A 19,437-nucleotide genomic window follows, 5' to 3' on the forward strand; every position below is an offset into this window, starting at 1 on the left:
AAAATTTATAATTTGTTAGCGTCTAGCATACCATGGCGGATTGCCAAATGGGTAAGTTCAACATCGCCGCTAATATTTAACTTTTCAAACATGCGATAACGATAACTATTAACGGTTTTAGAACTAAGATTTAATTGATTAGAAATATCCTGAACTTTCTCACCTTTAGTGATCATCAGCATTATTTGCAACTCGCGCTCTGACAATGAGTCAAATGGGTTATCTTCGTTACCACTGATTTGCCCTAGTGCCATTTGCTGAGCAATATCAGGCGCTAAATAACGCTGCCCTGCATTGACCTGACGGATCGCTTTAATCATTTCGTCTGGACCGGCACCTTTAGTCAAATAACCTGCTGCACCAATTTGCATAACTTTCGCCGGGATTGGATTTTCAGTATGAACTGTTAAAAAGATCACTTTGGTGTCTGGGCAAAAGCGTAAAATCTTTTTTGTCGCTTCAATACCACCAATACCTGGCATATTCATATCCATTAGCACAACGTCAGGGTTATTTTTACGACAAAAGGTAACGGCCTCTTCGCCCGTCTCTGAGTCACCTACTACTTTAATGCCACGCACATCTTCTAAAATACGTTTGATTCCGGTACGCACAAGCTCGTGGTCATCAACAAGTAATATGTTTATCAAGAGACACCTCTAACAACAAGATATGAAGTAAGTCACTGAGCAGTCACAAATTGCCCGTCGAGACTAAGGTTATTTATCTAACGAAGTTAACAAAATATTATGAATTGTAAAGAGAATTATTTGACAGAAAACGAAAAGATTAAGCGCTAAGCCAGCGTTTATATCGTTTACCGATAATTAAACAGATAAGATCTAAATAAACACACTGATTAACATAATTTTAAAAAATTATTAACGTTGAGTGTGGGAGGTAATTATTAACTTGATGATACACAGAAGGAGTGGCGGTGAGATAGGGATTTGAACCCTAGATACGCTATTAACGTATGCCGGTTTTCAAGACCGGTGCTTTCAACCACTCAGCCATCTCACCGCAATTTTAAATTGCAAATACGATAATTTGAAAGAGTGGCGGTGAGATAGGGATTTGAACCCTAGATACGCTATTAACGTATGCCGGTTTTCAAGACCGGTGCTTTCAACCACTCAGCCATCTCACCGCAATCAAATTATCTGTTCCCATGACGAGTCACTGGAACGGCGCGCATATTAAGACCTTAAACTTAGCTTGTAAAGAGCTAATTCATGAAAACTTTATCCAAATGGCAAATATTAGGTCCGTTAGCTTAATAATTGTTCACTTAGCGAAAATATCATCAATAAGGTTGAATTGTTAGCTCAATGTCATAATATGTCAGTTAAAGATGATCTTGAAAAGGATTGCGTTAGTAACTATATCAAGTACCATCTAGTAAAATTATTTTAAACACTCAAACACTTTATAATTTAAAGTGACAACGTTAAATGAGGGTAAACAAAATGGAAAATAGAACTATCTATACTCAAGGTTCTGCTTCGGTTCTTGAAACCAATAAGGTATTGCGTAATACCTACACCTTATTAGCCATGACACTCGCCTTTAGTGCGGTAACGGCGGGTATCTCTATGGCAATGGGCTTTAGCCATATGATGGGCTTAGTTTTCTCATTAATTGGTTTCGGCTTAATGTTTGTAGTTAATAAAAAAGCAGACAGTGCTGCGGGTATCTACTGGGTGTTCGCATTTACTGGTGTTATGGGATTGGCAATTGGGCCTTTACTTAACCACTACCTTGCACTACCTAGTGGCCCAACCATTGTTGCTCAAGCTTTAGGCACAACAGCATTAGCGTTTTTTGGCTTATCAGGCTACGCATTAACTACTAAGAAAGATTTCTCATTCATGGGAAGCTTTTTAATGATAGGTTTAATCGTGGTTATTGTTGCTGGCATTGCTAACATTTTTTTGCAAATCCCAGCCATGAGCCTAGCGATTAGCTCTGCTGTTGTTTTAATTATGTCTGGCTTAATTTTGTTTGATACTAGCCGTATCGTAAACGGTGGCGAAACTAACTATATTCGCGCAACGGTAGGCTTGTACTTAAACATTTATAACTTATTTACTTCACTACTTCATTTAATCGGTGCTTTTAGTAGCGACGACTAATTTAGTATACTGCTTTTACCACTACAAAGCCCCGCGAGTCGGGGCTTTGTTGTTTTTAAGTGTTGTTATTTTTAGATGTTGTGAATGTCGCATGGCAAAATTTTTACTCTTTGTAACCAGTGGTCCCGAAAATCAAGCTGCATACTCAGCATTGAATTTTGCGAAAGCGGTTACGCAAAAACATGAATTAGTTGGTGTATTCTTTTATGGTGAGGGGGTTTACAACCTCAATGGCTTAATGTGCCCACCAACTGATGAAATTAACATAGCAAAAGAATGGCTTGCTTTGACAAATCAATCGGTAAGGCTAATTGCCTGCTCAGCGGCAGCGCAGCGAAGAGGCATGCTCAATAAACAAGAAGCTGAATATCATGGTGTATCTGGAGAAAGTCTTTTCTCCCCCTGTGAGATCGCCGGTTTAGGTGAGTTAATTGTATTGCAGCAACAAGTTGACAAGGTAGTACAGTTTTGAAAACCGCAATAGTAAACAGACATTCACCATTTCAAATTGACGCGGGGCGTGAAGCGCTCGATCTGGCCTTAATTCTCGCAACATACGAACAAGATGTCGCCCTATTCTTTCAAGGCCAAGGCGTATTGCAGCTTAAACAGCATGATAAAGCTAGGCTTGATAAAAAAGACTACACTGCGACATTTAAAGCGCTTGAGTTATACGACGTTGAACATGTATTCGCGCTTAAATCTGACATAGATAAATACCAAGTTGACATTGAGCAATTAGACTTTGCCGTTACGCTGCTAAATAATCAAGAATACGCGGCCACCCTCGCCGGTTTCGATCAGCATTGGAGCTTTTAATGAGCCTCTTAATTAACTTAACTCGTATTTTAGATATTGACGAAAATGATCGCCTTGTACAATTTGCCACTGAACAACAAGCCAGCATTTTATTGAGTCAAGACGGCGTATACAGTTTACCTCAAGTCACTGTAGCCGCTGCTAAAACAGAAATAAGTTTGTACATTTTACACGATGATGCCTTGGCTCGTGGTGAAACAATACAAACAACGCAAGCAAACTTAACCAAGATAAATTACGCTGACTTTGTTGAGTTAACCTTACAGCACCACTCTGTCTTTAATTGGTAATGATGATGAAACCGACTTTATTATTTAATGGTCAAAATATAGAACTCGACAAGCATGGCTATCTTTGCCACATTGAAGATTGGAATGAACAACTGGCAGTTGAACTAGCCGCTACTGAAAATATCCAATTAACAGCCGCGCACTGGGAAGTGGTTAATTTTGTCCGCCAGTTTTATTTAGAGTTTAATACCAGCCCTGCGATGCGCGCATTAGTCAAAGCGATTGGCAAGTCTTTAGGGGAAGAAAAAGGCAATAGTAAGTATCTTTTTAAGTTGTTCCCTAAAGGCCCAGCCAAACAAGCGACTAAAATTGCAGGTTTGCCTAAGCCAGCTAAATGCCTCTAAGCGACATTAAATGCACCGTGCTCTCACCTAAATGCCTACATATTGGCACTTAGTGTTTCCCAAACACCCAGTGCCAAATAAGCAATGCCGAGTATAACGCCTACTGTAATCATCCAGTAAACTGATTTTAAAAAAAACCTGACTACGCCCCCTTCCTGCTTTTTACCACTCGAAGCCGTAGATTTCGCTTTTGCATCAGTACTTTTGGTTTTTTCTTTGTTATCGCGACTCATAAACGTTAATACCTTGTTAAATGATACTGTGCGATTCTAAAGCATTTTTTAGATAAAAAAAAAGCATTGCGTTAACAATGCTTTTTTCAAATTAAATGTAAGCACAATGCTCGTATCTTGCCTTAACGTCTTACTCGCCTAGTTGCGTTAAGCCACCCATATAAGGGATCAGTACATCAGGTACGCGAATAGAACCATCCGCTTGCTGATAATTCTCTAAAATAGCCACTAATGTACGGCCGACAGCCAAGCCTGAACCATTGAGAGTATGAAGCAACTCTGGCTTTTTCTCACCCTTACGACGGAAGCGAGCTTGCATACGACGAGCTTGGAAATCACCCATATTAGAACAAGAAGAAATCTCTCGATAAGTATCTTGCGCTGGTAACCAAACTTCTAAATCAAAGGTTTTAGTCGCACTGAATCCCATATCCCCAGTACATAACACCACTTTACGATACGGTAATTTTAACAACTGAAGTATTTTTTCAGCATGACCCGTTAATTCATCCAAGGCAGCCATTGAGTCTTCAGGCTTAACCAGTTGTACTAATTCAACCTTATCAAATTGATGCTGACGAATGAGACCTCGTGTATCACGACCTGACGAGCCAGCCTCTGAGCGGAAGCAAGGAGTGTGGGCAGTCATACGTACTGGCAGTTGAGCTTCATCGTAAATTTCATCACTTGCCACATTGGTCACAGGGACTTCTGCAGTCGGGATTAAAGACATACCTAAACCACTTTCTGTCGCCGGTTTGGTATGAAATAAATCTTCACCAAATTTAGGTAACTGCCCTGTACCGTATAAGGCTTTGTCATGCACCAAATAAGGTACATATAGCTCAGTATAGCCGTGTTCAATGGTATGAGTGTCTAACATGAATTGCGCTAACGCTCTATGCAAACGCGCAATTTGCCCACGCATCACGACAAAACGAGAACCCGATAATTTAGCCGCTGTTTCAAAGTCTAGGCCATTACCAACACCCGCACCTAGATCGACGTGATCTTTAACTTCGAAATCAAATTGCGGGATATCACCCCAAGTTGATACTTCAACGTTTTCATTTTCATCTTTACCCAAAGGTACAGAATCATGCGGTATATTAGGAATAGTCGCGGTTAATTGATTTAACTGAGTTAACACTTGCTCCAATTCAACTTTAGCCGCGTCCAATTTGTTACCTAAATCACTCACCTCAGCCAATAACGGCGCAATGTCTTGCCCTTGCGCCTTAGCCTTACCGATATTTTTAGAACGCGAATTACGTTCGTTTTGCAATTCTTGGGTTTTAACTTGCAGCGCTTTGCGTTGCTCTTCTAACTCTGTATAAGTTGCGGCATCAAACTCGAAACCACGAGATTGCAATTTGGCAACTGTAGCTTCTAATTCATTGCGAAAATGTTTTGGGTCTAACATTTATATTCCAATTAACTTTTAATAAATATCGCGAAGCGGCTACCTAACCAAACGGCCAGTAAGCACACACTTACATTCAACACCATATTGAAGCCAGCTTTTAGCCAAGCACCTTGCTGAAACAACAAATAAGTGTCCATCGAAAAGGTTGAAAATGTGGTTAAAGCACCTAAAAAACCAATCCCAACCAAGGTTTTCCATGGGATAAGCTCTAACAGCCCTTGTTCAATTAATCCGTATAAAATACCAATCAACAAAGAACCAAGTACATTAACTAACAAAGTCCCGTATGGAAAGCCTTTGCCAAATAAACTAAGCGCTAATTCAGACAAGAAATAACGCAGGCAAGCTCCTAATGCACCGCCAAGGGCCACAAATAGATAAATACCTAGGTTATTAAGCAAAGTTTAATTCCAATGGGTATAAAATTTAGAGTTATTATAACGAAGAAGTGAAATAAATATAGTCAAAGCGATCAGGTTTTAGGGGAAGCCGTCAAGCTTCGAATCCCCATGAGCATATGCTCTATTATGTGATTGGGGTGAGTAAGCGCTGACAATGAACCATAAGACCTGAGCGAGAAGACTATATCTATTCTGATGAATAAATTGATAGATAAACTTCCATTTATTATTTTGGCAGTTTTATCCAAAAACAACCGCCTTCCTCGCTCGACTCGTATCCCACTAACCCATCATGCAACTCTAATATCTTTTGACTTAGCGCTAAGCCTAAACCAGCTAAATATTCTTGATCAGAAGAAAGTTTACCAAATGCTTTAAACAAATTAGCTTGATCCGTTTCTGTAACGGTTTGGCCTTGATAGTTAATACGTAACCACAAGTAATCACCCGAATATTCACTAGATACATCTAAATACGAGTTTTCTTTAGCTAATGATAATGCGCTATCCGTTAAATTCGCTAAAGCTTGCGCTATTTTACTTCTATCTGCGTGCACGGGGTCAAAGTTAATATCAATTTCAATGTTTATTCCCCGCTCAGCAGCGCGAGCATAAATTTGCTCTTCAACGCCACGCCACGCGTCAATAATATGAAAGGTAGACCAATTTAAATCGGGTTTAGTTAGCAACTTAGCGTAGTGTTGCACGCCACCTAACATATTTAACATGTTATGGGTTGAACCTTGAATGGTCTCAATGCAGCGCACTAATTTATCGGGTTGGTCTTTAAATTGGCTTAAGGCTAAATCAATCAGATTATGAATATTACCTAATGGTTGGCTTATATCTTGATTCACCATATCAAGCAGTAGATTTTGACTCTCGTTAAACTCTTTTAAGCGCGCTAAATCTAATATACGGTCTAGGTTTTGATTAACTCGCGTGATCAGTTCTTCATTATTAAATGGCTTAGCAATGAAATCATTAGCACCGGCTTTTAGAAAAGCGATAGATTGATTTGAATTATAAACGCCACTTACGCCAATCACCGCAACTTCATTAAAGCCATGCGTTTTACGCAATTCACTGGTCATATCAATACCGCTTTTGCCATCCAATTCCCCGTCAGCGATCACCAAGCGGATCTGCGGTTCTTCATGCATAACTTTCAACGCTTGCTCGGCATTTTCAGCCGCGTAAACTTGCAATAGCTGCGCTTCGAGAATGTGAGTCAATAATCGACGAGCAACCCGAGAATCGTCAACGACCAAAACTTTCGTTTTCATGTTACGCAATAAACGGCGAATTGCTTCAATAACTAAAACAAAAGCGTTGGTGACTTTTTTAACAACGTAGTCAGATACATATTTATGACTCTGGATGTCTTCACGCATCGCGTCTGAAATATCTGCTGTTAAAATAATGGAAGGAATTTTAAAAGGCGCTATTTCATCCATGATCTCACCATCAGGAGAGTCAGGTAAATGCAAGTCAACAATCGCTATACAAAACTCATCGCGATTATTGGATAAATGATCAAGCGCTTCTTCTTTAGTGCCAGCTATTTCAAATGGCAATCCTATTTCATGTTCAATATGAGCAGCGATAATAGCCGCATAGGTTTTGGTATCTTCAATGATTAGGATTTTTTTCATAACAACGAGAAACAGCCAAACTAAGTTATCAACTTACGTAAGAAGTCATAAAGCGCACGCAACTTTCACGCAATTTTGATATTGCAGATAATGACCGCTAGTTTAACACGGAAATGTTGTCAGGGATTAGGCTAAGCTTTATTTTTATCAAGTAGTTATCAAAAGTAGCTGATTTTCAGCTACTTACCTTTATAAGCCTGCTCGTCAAGCGAACGTAAATATTCGAGTTTAGAAGCAATTTGTTTTTCTAATCCGCGATCAGTAGGGAAATAAAAACGGCTGTCGACAACCTCTGCAGGTAAGTAAGTTTCACCTGCAGCATACGCATTAGGCTCATTGTGAGCGTATCGATACTCAGCACCATGCCCCATCTCTTTTAATAAACTAGTAGGTGCATTGCGCAAATGAATAGGCACATCATAATCAGGCTCGTCTGCTACCTGACGCTTAGCATCTTTAAAGGCTTGATACACAGCATTACTTTTCGCAGCACACGCCATATAAACTGCCGCTTGGGCGATTGCCCTCTCCCCTTCTGCTGGTCCCACTCGAGTAAATGTGTCCCACGCATTGACCGCTAATTGCATTGCCCTTGGATCGGCATTACCTATATCTTCAGATGCAATAGCCAATAAGCGCCGAGCCACATAAAGCGGGTCGACACCCATTTTTAACATACGCGCATACCAGTACAGAGCAGCATCAGGATTAGAGCCACGTACCGATTTATGAAAGGCCGAAATTAAATCATAAAAGATATCGCCGCCTTTATCGCCCGCTGCTGGCCGGTATTGAAACAAGCTATCAATGTCTGACTGGGATATTACACGCTGACCTTGTGGATTTGGCTCTATCATATCGGCCAATGTTTCCATTGTATTCAGCAGGTTTCTCGCATCACCATTTGCAAGGTCAACCAGCGCATGGCCGATTTTGTCGTCGTAAACTAAAGTAGCGGCTTCTTGGCTTTTATCAGGACGCGACTTAAGCGAAGCCAGCACATGCTGTAGCTCAACCGATGAGTGTTTTTTTAAAAGGTAAACTCGCGCTCGGGATAACAAGGCTCGATTTAATTCAAATGAAGGGTTCTCTGTTGTTGCGCCAACAAAAATTACCGTACCATCTTCAATAAAAGGTAAAAATGCATCTTGCTGGCTTTTATTGAAACGATGTACCTCGTCTACAAATAATAAGGTTTTTTTTGCAGACTGCAGCGCGACAGCTTTGGCATTTTCAATAGCAGCTCGTATATCTTTCACACCTGAAGTAACGGCTGACAAGCGCTCCACATGCGCATTGATATAGTTAGCAATTAATTCCGCTAGGGTTGTTTTACCCGTGCCTGGCGGCCCCCACAAAATAAGTGAATGAACTTTACCTTGTTCAATCGCTCTACGCAGGGGTTTACCAATGCCAAGAATATGGCTTTGACCAATATATTCATCTAAATGACTAGGCCGCATGCGCGCAGCCAAGGGTTGGTTTACAGAATCGAAATCAAACACGGTAATTATTGACGTTGATCGTCTAACTCAACGCCCTCAGGCAAGCTGAAAGTAAATTGCTGACGTGTAAGTTGAGGTGCCATTTTAAATTGACTAAATTGATAATGGCTATTTTGACCTTGCCTATCAGAAACAACCAATTTATCGACCGCAGAAGAGCCTTTTACAAAAGTGACTTCAATCGATTCAACTAAACTTTTTTCATCTTTCACTCGAATTTTGAAGCGGTTGTCATCAAGTTGACTAACCTGATAGCCCTGCCATATTTCATCTTCTACTTTTAAAAGCAATAAAATAGGGTTATTAAGCAAGGCCTCCTTTAACCAAACCGCCGTCACTTGCTCGATGAATGGATCGTAAAACCAAATGGTTTCGCCATCACATTGTAAAATACTTTCGTCGGGCTCTTGTGTATGCCACTTAAACAAATTGGGTTGTTTTAATTGTGTTGAACCTGTCGCTGATTGTATTTCTACATTGTCACTATCAAACACTTGCTGGGTAAAATCACTGGTAAATGCATTTAAACCGGCAATTTTATTTTTTAACGTCTCAGTGACATTATCCGCCAATACAGATGTACTCAAGCTACACAATAGCGAAAACGTGAGTAGTTTGCTTTTAACTAAAAATTTCATAAATCGATTAATTACCTAATGTTAATCTTTTGGCGCAGCAGGTGCTAACACTTCACGTGCACCATTATGCCCTGCTGAACTAACGATACCGCTCATTTCCATTTGCTCAACAATATTAGCAGCTCGGTTGTACCCTATGCGGAATTTACGTTGCACACTTGAAATTGAAACTTTTCGAGTTTCGGTAACAAAAGCAACCGCTTCATCAAATAATGCATCATATTCGTTGTCACCATCGGCTTCCGGCACTTCACCCGGTAATAAAATTTCTTCTTCACCATTTAAGACATCGTCAATGTAATTTGGTTTCCCACGTAATTTCCAATCGGCAACCACAGCATGTACTTCATGGTCATCAACAAAAGCCCCGTGCGCCCGCGTTAATACATTCGAACCTGATGGCATATAAAGCATGTCACCCATACCGAGCAAAGATTCTGCGCCCTGCTGATCCAAAATGGTACGAGAGTCAATTTTCGAAGAAACAGTTAAACCAATACGTGTGGGTATATTAGCTTTTATCAAGCCGGTAATGACATCAACCGAAGGGCGTTGGGTTGCTAAAACAAGATGAATACCCGCAGCTCGTGCTTTTTGAGCGATTCGCGCGATTAACTCTTCTACTTTCTTGCCGACAATCATCATCATGTCAGCAAATTCGTCAATTACCACTACAATACTTGGTAGTTTTTCTAATTGAGGAGCGGTTTCATCCATGCTGTCACCGGGTTGCCATAACGGATCGTGTAATGGTGTACCCGCCTCAATATTCTCGACCACTTTGGCATTAAAACCTTTTAAGTTTCGTACCCCAACCGCAGCCATTAATTTATATCGACGTTCCATTTCTCCTACACACCAACGCAGAGCATTAGAGGCATCTTTCATATCTGTGACCACTTCACACAACAAATGTGGAATATCTTCATAAACCGATAATTCCAACATTTTCGGATCAATCATGATCATACGCACTTCTTCAGGTGTTGCCTTATACAAAAAGCTCAATATCATGGTATTAACCAATACCGATTTACCTGAACCCGTCGTACCGGCTACCAACACATGTGGCATTTTAGCTAAGTCTGCGATAACCGGTTTGCCCGCAATATCAGGGCCTAAAACCATGGTTAATGGTGATTTAGATTTGGCGAATTCTTCACCTTCAATCACTTCACTTAAGCGCACCGTTTCTCTATGTTTATTCGGTAATTCTAATCCGATATACGGCTTACCTGGGATCACTTCAACGACTCGTACTGCGGTAGTTGATAATGAACGGGCGATATCTTTAGACAAGTTAGTAATCGTAGACACTTTAATACCGGGCGCTAAATCCAACTCAAGGCGAGTAATAACAGGCCCAGGATAAACACCGACCACATCCGCTTTTATTTTGTACTCAAGTAATTTAGCTTCAACTAAACGCGCGACTTGATCCATTTCCTCTTGGGTGATTGGATTTTGTTTTTTGTCGGGACGATCCAATAACGCAAAAGACGGTACTCGTCCTTCTGGCTTAGCAGGGACATCAGGTAATACAGCAGATAAAGAAAAGGGATCGGTATTAGCAACAACTTTTATATGCTCTTTTTCTTTAGCAGGGACTTTTTTGGATAAGATAGCGTCATCACCCTCATCCACCGCTTGTTCACCACTTAATGGCAATTGTGGTTGCATGTTTTCGGCAAAGGTTTGCTCGTCTTCTATTTCGACATCGACCGTCGATAAACTGGGTTCAACTCTGTCCTGCTCAGCCACCAATTCTTCAATGTCGACTTGCTGTTCATTAAGGACTAACGGGGTTGATTCTACAATATCGTCAACATTTGGCGCTTGCTCTGCAACTTTTTTCCAGCGCTCTAAACTTTTATGCGGTTCAGTTGGCTCTGACGCGTCAGACTCTTCTGTTGCTTCCAACTTACTGAAATTTGGTTCTTCATCAATAGCAAAAGGCGGCTGCTGTGGATCAATCTGCGACTCGGGCGTTTGTTCTATCGCTTTGTCTTGAGCGCCATCTTCAAAATGAGAAAAAGTTTCGTTTTCACTAGTCGGTTCAGGTAACTCGCTGTCTGGTTTCGTTGTTAACTTAGCGTATAGTTCAGCGGATTTGTGCCAAAGCCACAGCGCCGAATTAATCGTAACATTGCCTGTATTATCAACTAACTCTAACCATGACAAGCCGAACAATAAGGTTATACCTGTGCAAAAAAAGCACAGCAATAACAGTGAAGTACCAACAAAATTAAGGTAAGGCAACAACGTTTGGCTAATGGCATCACCCATTAAACCACCAGAAGAGAAGTAATAAATGTCGTTAACATTTAGGCTAGCGGTTGATGTGGCTGCAATAATAATTAATAACAAGCCAATAATACGCAAACCCAAAGCTAAAAAGTCAGTTTCAAAAAAGCTTTGATGTCGACGAAATATGGCCCAACCTAAATAAGCAACGGCAAGCGGCACAACGTAGGCAACAACACCAAGAAAAGCAAAGAGCAAATCAGCCATCCATGCGCCAGCAGCGCCACCCGCGTTTTTTATATTGACGTGATAGGTAGATTGACTCCAACTCGGGTCTTCAGGCGCAAACGAAAATAACGCAATTTGCAAAAAAACAGCAAACCCTGCTGTTGCGATTAAGCCGACTTCCAACAGTCGTTGCACCCCTGTCATGGGTGATTTTAGTTTTACTTCCACTAATTGCTACTCAAATCCTGATTAGAGAAATTCGAGGTTATTTTCGCACGCCTATCGCCAAGGTTAAAGATTTGCTTTGACAAGTTGGCTTAAAAATTCGATATGTGCAGGTTGGGCGTTTAACGCAGGAATATAACGATATTCCTCACCACCCGCGTCAAGAAACACAGATTTATTTTCTTCTGCTATTTCTTCTAACGTTTCTAAGCAATCCACAGAAAAAGCGGGGCAAACTAAATCAACACACTTTTGGCCTGTTGTCGGCAAATGTTCAAGGGTTTTATCTGTATAAGGCTGTAGCCATTCTTCTTTACCTACACGAGACTGATAACACAGCATCCACTGATTGTTATTTAACCCTAAGTAGTCAGCAACATCCCTAGCCGTTTGTTGGCAATTGGCTTGATAAGTATCGCCTAAGCTAACATATCGCTTAGGGATACCATGAAAAGAAAACATCAATAAATGCTGCTTACCTGTCTGTTGCCAATATTGCTCAATACTCTGAGCAAGGACTTTAATATATTCTGGGTGATGGCTATAACTATTGATAAAACGTAAGTTAGGTAAAATACGGCGACGCATAAAGTCTTTTGCTATGACATCAAAAGCAGCAGCGGTAGTGGTAGCTGAGTATTGCGGGTACAAGGGGATAGCAATGATGTCATCAACCCCTTTCTCGATTAACTTATCGATAGCAGAAGAGATAGAAGGATTACCATAAGTCATGCCAACTTCAACGGGTATCGCATGCTCGCTTAAAGCAAGTTGTAAGGCGTTTGCTTGTTCGTAGCTAATGCTACGCAGTGGTGAGCCTTGCTCGGTCCATATGGTTTGATAAGCATGAGCCACTTTGCGCGGGCGTACATTTAAAATAATGCCACGTAAAATAATTTGCCAAAGCCATTTAGGATAATCAATAACCCGCTGATCAGACAAAAACGCTTTAAGATAGGTTTTAACCGCTTTTGGGGTAGGCGCATCTGGCGTACCTAGGTTAATTAATAAAACACCTTTTTTATTATTCACTACTTGCTTCCCGAATATTAACAACAGCTATTATACGCTGAATATGAGGCTAGAGTTCAATGCTAATTCCGTGATTCTAACCAAACACTGACCTAACTCAAGTGCATAAAAACCAATCAATATAGCCAAAACAGTTATAATTTGGAACTCAGTCTTCATTTTTGTAGTAAAGGGCTAGCACTTTTAGCTGTGACTAATATACTTACATCAGTTTGATTTGATCACAGAATGAAGAAGAGTAAGTGAAAGATAAGATTCTGATCATTGACGATGTACCTGAGATTTGTTCACTTTTAACGATGCAGTTAGAAAATGAATTTGAAGTCCATGTCGCCAACGATGGTATACAAGCAATAGAAGCCTACCAAGACCACCAATACCTATTGGTATTACTCGATATTGAAATTCCGGGCATGGATGGTTTTGAAATTTGCCAAGAACTTAACCAAATAGATAAACCTCGTAAACCATCACTTATTTTTATTTCTGGTCATGACGATGATGAAACCACATTGCGCTGCTTCGAAATGGGTGCAGACGATTTTATCTCGAAAAACACCGAAACCAGCATTCTTAATAAAAAGCTAAAAGCCCTCGTCCGTTATAAACGTATGGTTAGTGCCTTACACCAAGAGGAAGAAAACCTCACCGAGCTTGTTAACACAACTATGCTGCAGGCTTCATTCTACGGCAGTTGCTTGAATTTAATGGCTGACATTCAACTGGCTGACAGTGAAGAGCGAATAGCACAAATTGTCTTTAGTTTTATGCAAAGCCAAGGTTTGAAAACAGCTTTTAGCTTTAGTCATGACGGCCAAACTAACTACTTTGATCAAGTGAATCGACTGTGTAGTCCAATCGAAAAAAAGGTCTTTACCCTGCTAAAAGATAAAGGCCGAATTTATGAATTCAGTAGCCGTTTAGTTCTTAATGACCAACACGTATCATTACTGATTAAGCAAATGCCGGATAGCCAATCTACACAATACGGTTTGTTAATTGACGTTTTGGCGAAACTCGTACCGGCAATTGAAATGCGCTACCGCGCACTGATAAACAACCGGCAACTACAACTTGCCCAACACTCGCTGCAATCAACGGTCTCCAATATTCAAATGGCGGTGCAAGAGATGCAAGAAGAGCGCCAAAAAATAATAGACGATATTGTCATGAAAATAGGTCTTAGTTTTCATGATATGGACTTCTCTGACGATCAAGAGCAGTTTCTTATCAAACTCATCGAAACCAGCGTGATGGAACAAGCCGACAATAACGACAAATTTGTCAGTATTAATCAGCAACTGACACAAACATTGGATTCGATCCACCCTGAAACCTTAACACCACAATTTACTGAAGACGGCGATAGTGGCAGTGGCGATATCGAATTGTTCTAATTCAAGTTTTAGTCTATGCCTTACTCAACCGGCATAGACTATAAAAACGCCACCTTCCTTCTGTCAGCTAAATTCGTTTGGCAACCTTCTAACTAGGTCAAAAAAACCTCAAGCTTCAACAGACTGTACCGATAAATTAATTAATATTAGTTATGGTTAGCGGTACTTCATGGCAGACTCATCAAATTGCAAAACCTATACAAGCAATACAAAAACACTTATTAGCATTGCCATTCTCGCCCTACTCTCTTTGAATGTTAGCGGATGCGGGCAAGCTATTTCACAAGTCATGACACAATCGAATACACCCGTACCCGCCACAACCAAGCAAGAAATAGCTAAGCGTTATCAGCAAAAATTTGTATTTGGTGAATGGCGTTATCAAAGTGTTGAAGATAAACCGGGTGAGCTTAAGGTGTTTATTCAAATTCCTAACAAACTGGATTTACCAGAAGAACAAACCCAACAATATATTCAGTCCGTTATTTGTCCACATAGCAGCGAAGAATCGATTTGGCAAAGCTTAGCCGATGTCCGCTTAACCGTTAGCTTGTATAGTGCGCATAAATCGAACTCCATTAGTGAAACCTGTGTCAATCCTTTAGCTTAAACCGAGTAAAGCTTTAGCCAAAACCAAATTGTAGATTTGGTAAGTTAAGCTACACAACAATGCAATGACCCATTAAAAGAATGTGAGAGCAACAAAAATCCCTGTATTTACAGGGATTTTTTATTTATAAATAGCAAACACAATCCCTACTACAAAAACACCCTATGCAATCCATTTTAATAACCGGCTGCTCTAGTGGAATTGGCGAACATGTCGCCAAGCGCTTGCATCAGCAAGGTTACGACGTACTCGCAACAGCTCGTCAATCACAAGATGTCGAAAAACTAAAACAAGCTGGCTTAAAAGCCTATCAGCTTGATTTGCAAAATGAGCAAAGTGTAGAGCAAGGTTTCATTTGGGCTGTCGAAAATGCGCAAAATAAGCAAATTGATGTTTTGTTTAACAATGGCGCTTATGGTCAAGCCGGTGCGTTAGAAGATATTTCGCGCTATTGGTTAGAGCAACAATTCGCCTGTAATGTTTTTGGCTGGCACCAATTAAGCAACTTATGCATTAAACACATGCGCCAATTCGGCAGTGGTAAAATAATTCATAACTCGTCTGTTCTTGGTATTGTGTCTATGCCGTTTCGCGGCGCTTACAACGCCTCCAAATATGCAATAGAAGGGTTAGCAGATACCCAACGCTTAGAACTCGCTAATACAAATATTCATGTTAGTCTTATCGAGCCGGGGCCTATTCTGAGCCAGTTTCGAGCCAATGCCATGGCACAAATTGAAAAAAGTGTTGATATTGAAAATAGCGTTTATACACAACAGTACCAAGGCATACTAAACAGACTAAAAAAAGAAGGACCGGCAGCACCTTTTACCTTACCACCGGAAGCTGTATATAAACGAGTGGAACGCATACTGAAAAGTAATAAACCTAAACCTAGGTATTACGTAACGTTTCCAACTTACTTATTTGGTTTTTTAAAACGAATATTACCAGCCACTTGGCTAGATAAAATAATCGGTTCAGTTAAAGACTAAAGTGTTTTACGCCCTGAGAAGGCATGACCTAAGGTTTTGCCATCGACCATTTCTAACTCACCGCCAACCGGTACGCCTTGAGCAATACGGCTGACTCTAACATTATGTTGCTGAGCGATTTCAGCAATGTAATGGGCGGTTGCTTCACCTTCAACCGTCGGATTAGTCGCTAAAATAAGCTCTTTTACTTCTGTAGTTGCCATAAGATTCGCTAATCGGTCTAAACCAAGCTCATCGGGTCCAATACCGTCGAGCGGTGACAATAAACCCATCAATACAAAATAGCGACCTTGAAAATGCCCCGTTTGCTCGATAGCAGCAACGTCAGACGGCGTAGCAACCACGCAAATTTCACCATTGAGTTCTCGGCGTGGATTAGCACAAATATCGCACAATTCAGACTGCGTGTAATTACGACAGCTAGTGCAGTGCTGAATACCATCTACAGCTTTGGCGAGTGTTTTAGCGAGCTTTTGCCCACCTAACCTATCACCTTCTAATAAACTAAACGCCATGCGCTGGGCAGACTTTGCCCCAACACCGGGTAAGACTTTAAGTGAACGAATTAAATCTTCAAGTAATGGAGGAAAGGACATGTGACAACAATTAAAAATTTTTGCACATGCTACCACAGGTTAGATAATTTACTATATTAGGCATAGCTAATTTCTATTTGCTGATGGCTAGTATCTCTTGTGTCTAAATGGCTTTGCCATACCCCAACCGCCCCACACACTTGCTTGTCTTGTACAACAAAACATATGTTACTGCGCTGCCAAGGAGGGATAGCGTACTCATGCATTAATTTTTTAACTTGGCGCGAACCTTGACGACCTTGAGGTTGACAGCGAACAGAGCCTGCCAAGCGATTCGTTATCTTAACTTCATGGCTATTAACAATATTAATTGTAAAGCTTGCCGAAACACCATCAACCACTTGCAAGAAAACCTTATTTTTCACGTCTTGTGTTGATAAAACTAAGTTAATTTCTGGCAACGCGGCTACCTTAGCTATTTGACTATTGGCAATCAAAAATAATGTATGTCGATAGACACGAAGCTGTACTTGGCTCAGTTTAATATGGGTATCGGCATTGGCTTCCTGCACAAACAACTGCTGTTGAATTAATTGCATTTGTTGCTGGCTTGGCGCATCAACACCATGGCTTGCCAACCAGCAACGTAACAAGGCGCGTTGTTTGGCCGGTGATAGTTCTTTAAATGCGTTAAGCGAGAGCTTATCAATCGCATGGCCGGGTAATTGCTCCAGTAATACTTTTAGCGAGTCAGCCATACCAAGCTCGCAAGGCAAAGCCTCACATTTCGCACCTTGCAACAGCTCTTCAGCAAGTTCAGTGACCAAGTCATTATATTCCGCCGCTAGCTCAGCACTTCGATTCACACATTGACTAAAGCCTGACCAACGCGTTTCCAACATAGGTAAAATTTGATTACGCAAAAAATTGCGATCAAATTGATTGTCAGCATTACTTTCGTCTTCGACCCAAGTCAAATGATGGGATTGAGCATACTGCACCAACTGTTGCCGTCGAACATGGAGTAAAGGTCTAACTAATTTAATGCTTGAGGTTAATTGTCGTTCTGCTCGCATCGCAGCAAGACCTTTAGGACCACTACCGCGTTTTAAACGAATAAAAAACGTTTCAACTTGATCATCCATGTGTTGCCCGGTTAATAACAAAGCTGGACTATTCGTTTGCTGCATAATCAACTGCTGCATAAGCTGATATCTAGCCTCTCGAGCTTGAGCTTCTAAGCTAGTTCGAGTTTTAGTTGTTATGCTTGCTTTAGCCGTTAACAAGGTTACGTTCAGCCGTTCGCACATTAATTGACAATGGTGTTGCCACTGCTCAGCATTTTTCGACAAACCATGATTAATATGGATCGCGTATAACGGCTGATCGGCTTGACGCGCCATCGCAGCCATATGCAACAGCACACTGGAGTCCAGCCCACCACTTAACGCAATAAAAATAGGACATGGTTGATTTAAGTAATATTGTACTTGGGTATTAAGCTTAGGCATTAGCAATTGGTTAAAACGTTAGCAAAGACATAAATAAAGCTAAAAAAAATGCCGCAAAAGCGGCATCTTAAACAAACGAAATTACGCTATTCGATTAACAATAACCGAATGACATCAAACGTTGATAACGTTCTTCCAATAATGTCTCGACTGGTTTAGCTTTTAGCTCAGCTAATTGCTGCGAAATAGTCTGCTTAATATTGTGCGCCATAAAATCAAAATCACGATGCGCGCCGCCTAACGGCTCGTCAATAATATCGTTGATCAGATCCAGTTCTTTTAATCGTTGCGCTGTGATCCCCATGGCTTCAGCCGCCAAAGAGGCTTTTTCAGCACTCTTCCACAAAATTGATGCACAACCTTCAGGAGAGATAACAGAATAGGTGCTGTATTTAAGCATGTTAACGCGATCACCAACACCAATGGCTAGTGCACCACCAGAACCACCTTCACCAATAACCGTACAAATAATAGGCACATTTAAAGCTGCCATTACTTTCAAGTTTTTAGCGATAGCTTCGCTTTGTCCACGTTCTTCAGCACCAACACCTGGGTACGCACCTGGCGTGTCAATGAAGGTAATGATTGGCATTTTAAAACGCTCAGCCATTTCCATTAAACGCAATGCTTTGCGATAACCTTCTGGACGCGGCATACCGAAGTTACGACGAATTTTCTCTGCTGTATCTCGGCCTTTTTGCTGACCGATCACAACAACCGGTTCGCCGTTAAAACGAGCAATACCACCAATAATTGCCGGATCATCAGCAAAAGCACGATCACCTGCCAGTTCATCGAACTCGGTAAACATTAAATCGATATAATCTTGGGTATAAGGACGCTTAGGGTGGCGGGCAATTTGTGCGATCTGCCAAGCGCCTAAATCAGAGAAGATTTTTTCTGTCAGCTCATGGCTTTTCTGTTTTAAGCGAGCAATTTCTTCTTCAATATCAATGTTAAGGTCGCTACCTTGATTAACATTTTTTAATTCTTCTATTTGCGCTTCAAGCTCAGCAACGGGTTGCTCGAAGTCTAAAAAATTCAAACTCATTCAGATCTACCTGTGATTGACTCTACTCAGCGTAAGGAAATTGTTGTCGAGAACGCTGATATTATCTGGATTTGCTCTTAAAAAATTCGGCTTATTGTATTTAACCACCTCTCGTAAGGCTAGTGTTTTTGACAAATAAACCTGTGTTTTATAAAAAACGGGA

General features: G+C 40.8%; 20 protein-coding genes and 2 tRNA genes. 8 read left to right on the plus strand and 14 right to left on the minus strand.

Going from position 1 to position 19,437, the window contains the following annotated elements:
- Positions 1-5 precede the first annotated feature (5 nt).
- From uvrY to C2869_RS17595, 3 genes are all read right to left on the minus strand, one after another.
- Entirely contained in the window at positions 6-650 is a 645-nt protein-coding gene (gene uvrY / locus C2869_RS17585) for a UvrY/SirA/GacA family response regulator transcription factor (RefSeq protein WP_108604183.1), read from the minus strand.
- Positions 651-932: 282 nt separating this feature from the next.
- Positions 933-1,023, minus strand: a tRNA-Ser gene (locus C2869_RS17590).
- Between the two features lie 36 nt (positions 1,024-1,059).
- A tRNA-Ser gene (locus tag C2869_RS17595) sits at positions 1,060-1,150 on the minus strand.
- 319 nt (positions 1,151-1,469) lie between these two features.
- Here C2869_RS17595 and C2869_RS17600 point away from each other — a divergent pair.
- The 5 genes from C2869_RS17600 to C2869_RS17620 all read left to right on the plus strand — a co-directional run bounded on the left by C2869_RS17600 (position 1,470) and on the right by C2869_RS17620 (position 3,588).
- Positions 1,470-2,135 carry a Bax inhibitor-1/YccA family protein gene (locus C2869_RS17600; protein WP_108604184.1) on the plus strand — a complete coding sequence of 222 codons (666 nt, stop codon included), beginning with the start codon at positions 1,470-1,472 and terminating at the stop codon, positions 2,133-2,135.
- A gap of 91 nt (positions 2,136-2,226) precedes the next feature.
- Positions 2,227-2,607 carry a sulfurtransferase complex subunit TusD gene (gene tusD, locus C2869_RS17605; protein WP_108604185.1) on the plus strand — a complete coding sequence of 127 codons (381 nt, stop codon included), beginning with the start codon at positions 2,227-2,229 and terminating at the stop codon, positions 2,605-2,607.
- The gene (gene tusC, locus C2869_RS17610; RefSeq protein WP_108604186.1) at positions 2,604-2,954 is read left to right on the plus strand and encodes a sulfurtransferase complex subunit TusC; all 351 of its coding nucleotides are present in this window, start codon (positions 2,604-2,606) and stop codon (positions 2,952-2,954) included. Before tusD ends, tusC begins: the two co-directional genes overlap by 4 nt.
- Entirely contained in the window at positions 2,954-3,244 is a 291-nt protein-coding gene (gene tusB / locus C2869_RS17615) for a sulfurtransferase complex subunit TusB (protein ID WP_108604187.1), read from the plus strand. The genes tusC and tusB overlap by 1 nt, the downstream gene beginning before the upstream one ends.
- A gap of 5 nt (positions 3,245-3,249) precedes the next feature.
- Positions 3,250-3,588: a TusE/DsrC/DsvC family sulfur relay protein gene (locus tag C2869_RS17620; protein ID WP_199915588.1), complete on the plus strand. Its 339-nt coding sequence runs from the start codon at positions 3,250-3,252 to the stop codon at positions 3,586-3,588.
- Positions 3,589-3,623: 35 nt separating this feature from the next.
- On the opposite strand, the gene C2869_RS17625 is transcribed toward C2869_RS17620, so the two are convergent.
- From C2869_RS17625 to hemH, 8 genes are all read right to left on the minus strand, one after another.
- On the minus strand, positions 3,624-3,821 hold the full coding sequence (locus C2869_RS17625; RefSeq protein WP_108604189.1) for a hypothetical protein: 198 nt from the start codon (positions 3,819-3,821) through the stop codon (positions 3,624-3,626).
- A 130-nt stretch (positions 3,822-3,951) separates the two neighbouring features.
- Positions 3,952-5,244 carry a serine--tRNA ligase gene (serS, locus tag C2869_RS17630; protein WP_108604190.1) on the minus strand — a complete coding sequence of 431 codons (1,293 nt, stop codon included), beginning with the start codon at positions 5,242-5,244 and terminating at the stop codon, positions 3,952-3,954.
- A gap of 11 nt (positions 5,245-5,255) precedes the next feature.
- Positions 5,256-5,648, minus strand: coding sequence for a fluoride efflux transporter CrcB (gene crcB, locus C2869_RS17635; RefSeq protein WP_108604191.1), 393 nt, complete (start codon positions 5,646-5,648; stop codon positions 5,256-5,258).
- Positions 5,649-5,874: 226 nt separating this feature from the next.
- A complete protein-coding gene (locus C2869_RS17640) occupies positions 5,875-7,302 on the minus strand; it encodes a hybrid sensor histidine kinase/response regulator (RefSeq protein ID WP_108604192.1) in 1,428 nt (475 codons plus the stop codon).
- 179 nt (positions 7,303-7,481) lie between these two features.
- The gene (locus tag C2869_RS17645; RefSeq protein ID WP_108605111.1) at positions 7,482-8,765 is read right to left on the minus strand and encodes a replication-associated recombination protein A; all 1,284 of its coding nucleotides are present in this window, start codon (positions 8,763-8,765) and stop codon (positions 7,482-7,484) included.
- A 47-nt stretch (positions 8,766-8,812) separates the two neighbouring features.
- Complete coding sequence (lolA, locus tag C2869_RS17650; protein WP_108604193.1) at positions 8,813-9,445, minus strand: outer membrane lipoprotein chaperone LolA; 633 nt, start codon at positions 9,443-9,445, stop codon at positions 8,813-8,815.
- Between the two features lie 21 nt (positions 9,446-9,466).
- Positions 9,467-12,121 (minus strand): DNA translocase FtsK, encoded by a 2,655-nt coding sequence (locus C2869_RS17655; RefSeq protein ID WP_108604194.1) that lies wholly within the window; start codon positions 12,119-12,121, stop codon positions 9,467-9,469.
- Between the two features lie 87 nt (positions 12,122-12,208).
- Positions 12,209-13,174, minus strand: a complete 966-nt coding sequence (hemH, locus tag C2869_RS17660; protein WP_108604195.1) for a ferrochelatase — start codon at positions 13,172-13,174, stop codon at positions 12,209-12,211.
- A gap of 242 nt (positions 13,175-13,416) precedes the next feature.
- Between hemH and C2869_RS17665 the strand changes: the two genes are divergently transcribed.
- From C2869_RS17665 to C2869_RS17675, 3 genes are all read left to right on the plus strand, one after another.
- Positions 13,417-14,571: a response regulator gene (locus C2869_RS17665; RefSeq protein WP_108604196.1), complete on the plus strand. Its 1,155-nt coding sequence runs from the start codon at positions 13,417-13,419 to the stop codon at positions 14,569-14,571.
- A 169-nt stretch (positions 14,572-14,740) separates the two neighbouring features.
- A complete protein-coding gene (locus C2869_RS17670) occupies positions 14,741-15,181 on the plus strand; it encodes a hypothetical protein (protein WP_108604197.1) in 441 nt (146 codons plus the stop codon).
- 164 nt (positions 15,182-15,345) lie between these two features.
- Positions 15,346-16,176: an SDR family NAD(P)-dependent oxidoreductase gene (locus tag C2869_RS17675; protein ID WP_108604198.1), complete on the plus strand. Its 831-nt coding sequence runs from the start codon at positions 15,346-15,348 to the stop codon at positions 16,174-16,176.
- On the opposite strand, the gene recR is transcribed toward C2869_RS17675, so the two are convergent.
- The 3 genes from recR to accA all read right to left on the minus strand — a co-directional run bounded on the left by recR (position 16,173) and on the right by accA (position 19,274).
- Positions 16,173-16,772: a recombination mediator RecR gene (recR, locus tag C2869_RS17680; protein WP_108604199.1), complete on the minus strand. Its 600-nt coding sequence runs from the start codon at positions 16,770-16,772 to the stop codon at positions 16,173-16,175. The two genes, C2869_RS17675 and recR, sit on opposite strands and share 4 nt — an antisense overlap.
- Positions 16,773-16,828: 56 nt before the next feature.
- A complete protein-coding gene (gene tilS, locus C2869_RS17685; RefSeq protein ID WP_108604200.1) occupies positions 16,829-18,223 on the minus strand; it encodes a tRNA lysidine(34) synthetase TilS in 1,395 nt (464 codons plus the stop codon).
- Between the two features lie 94 nt (positions 18,224-18,317).
- On the minus strand, positions 18,318-19,274 hold the full coding sequence (accA, locus tag C2869_RS17690; protein WP_108604201.1) for an acetyl-CoA carboxylase carboxyl transferase subunit alpha: 957 nt from the start codon (positions 19,272-19,274) through the stop codon (positions 18,318-18,320).
- Positions 19,275-19,437: the final 163 nt, after the last annotated feature.

Origin of the sequence: Saccharobesus litoralis (assembly GCF_003063625.1) — a bacterium.
Taxonomy (GTDB): Bacteria; Pseudomonadota; Gammaproteobacteria; order Enterobacterales; family Alteromonadaceae; genus Saccharobesus; species Saccharobesus litoralis.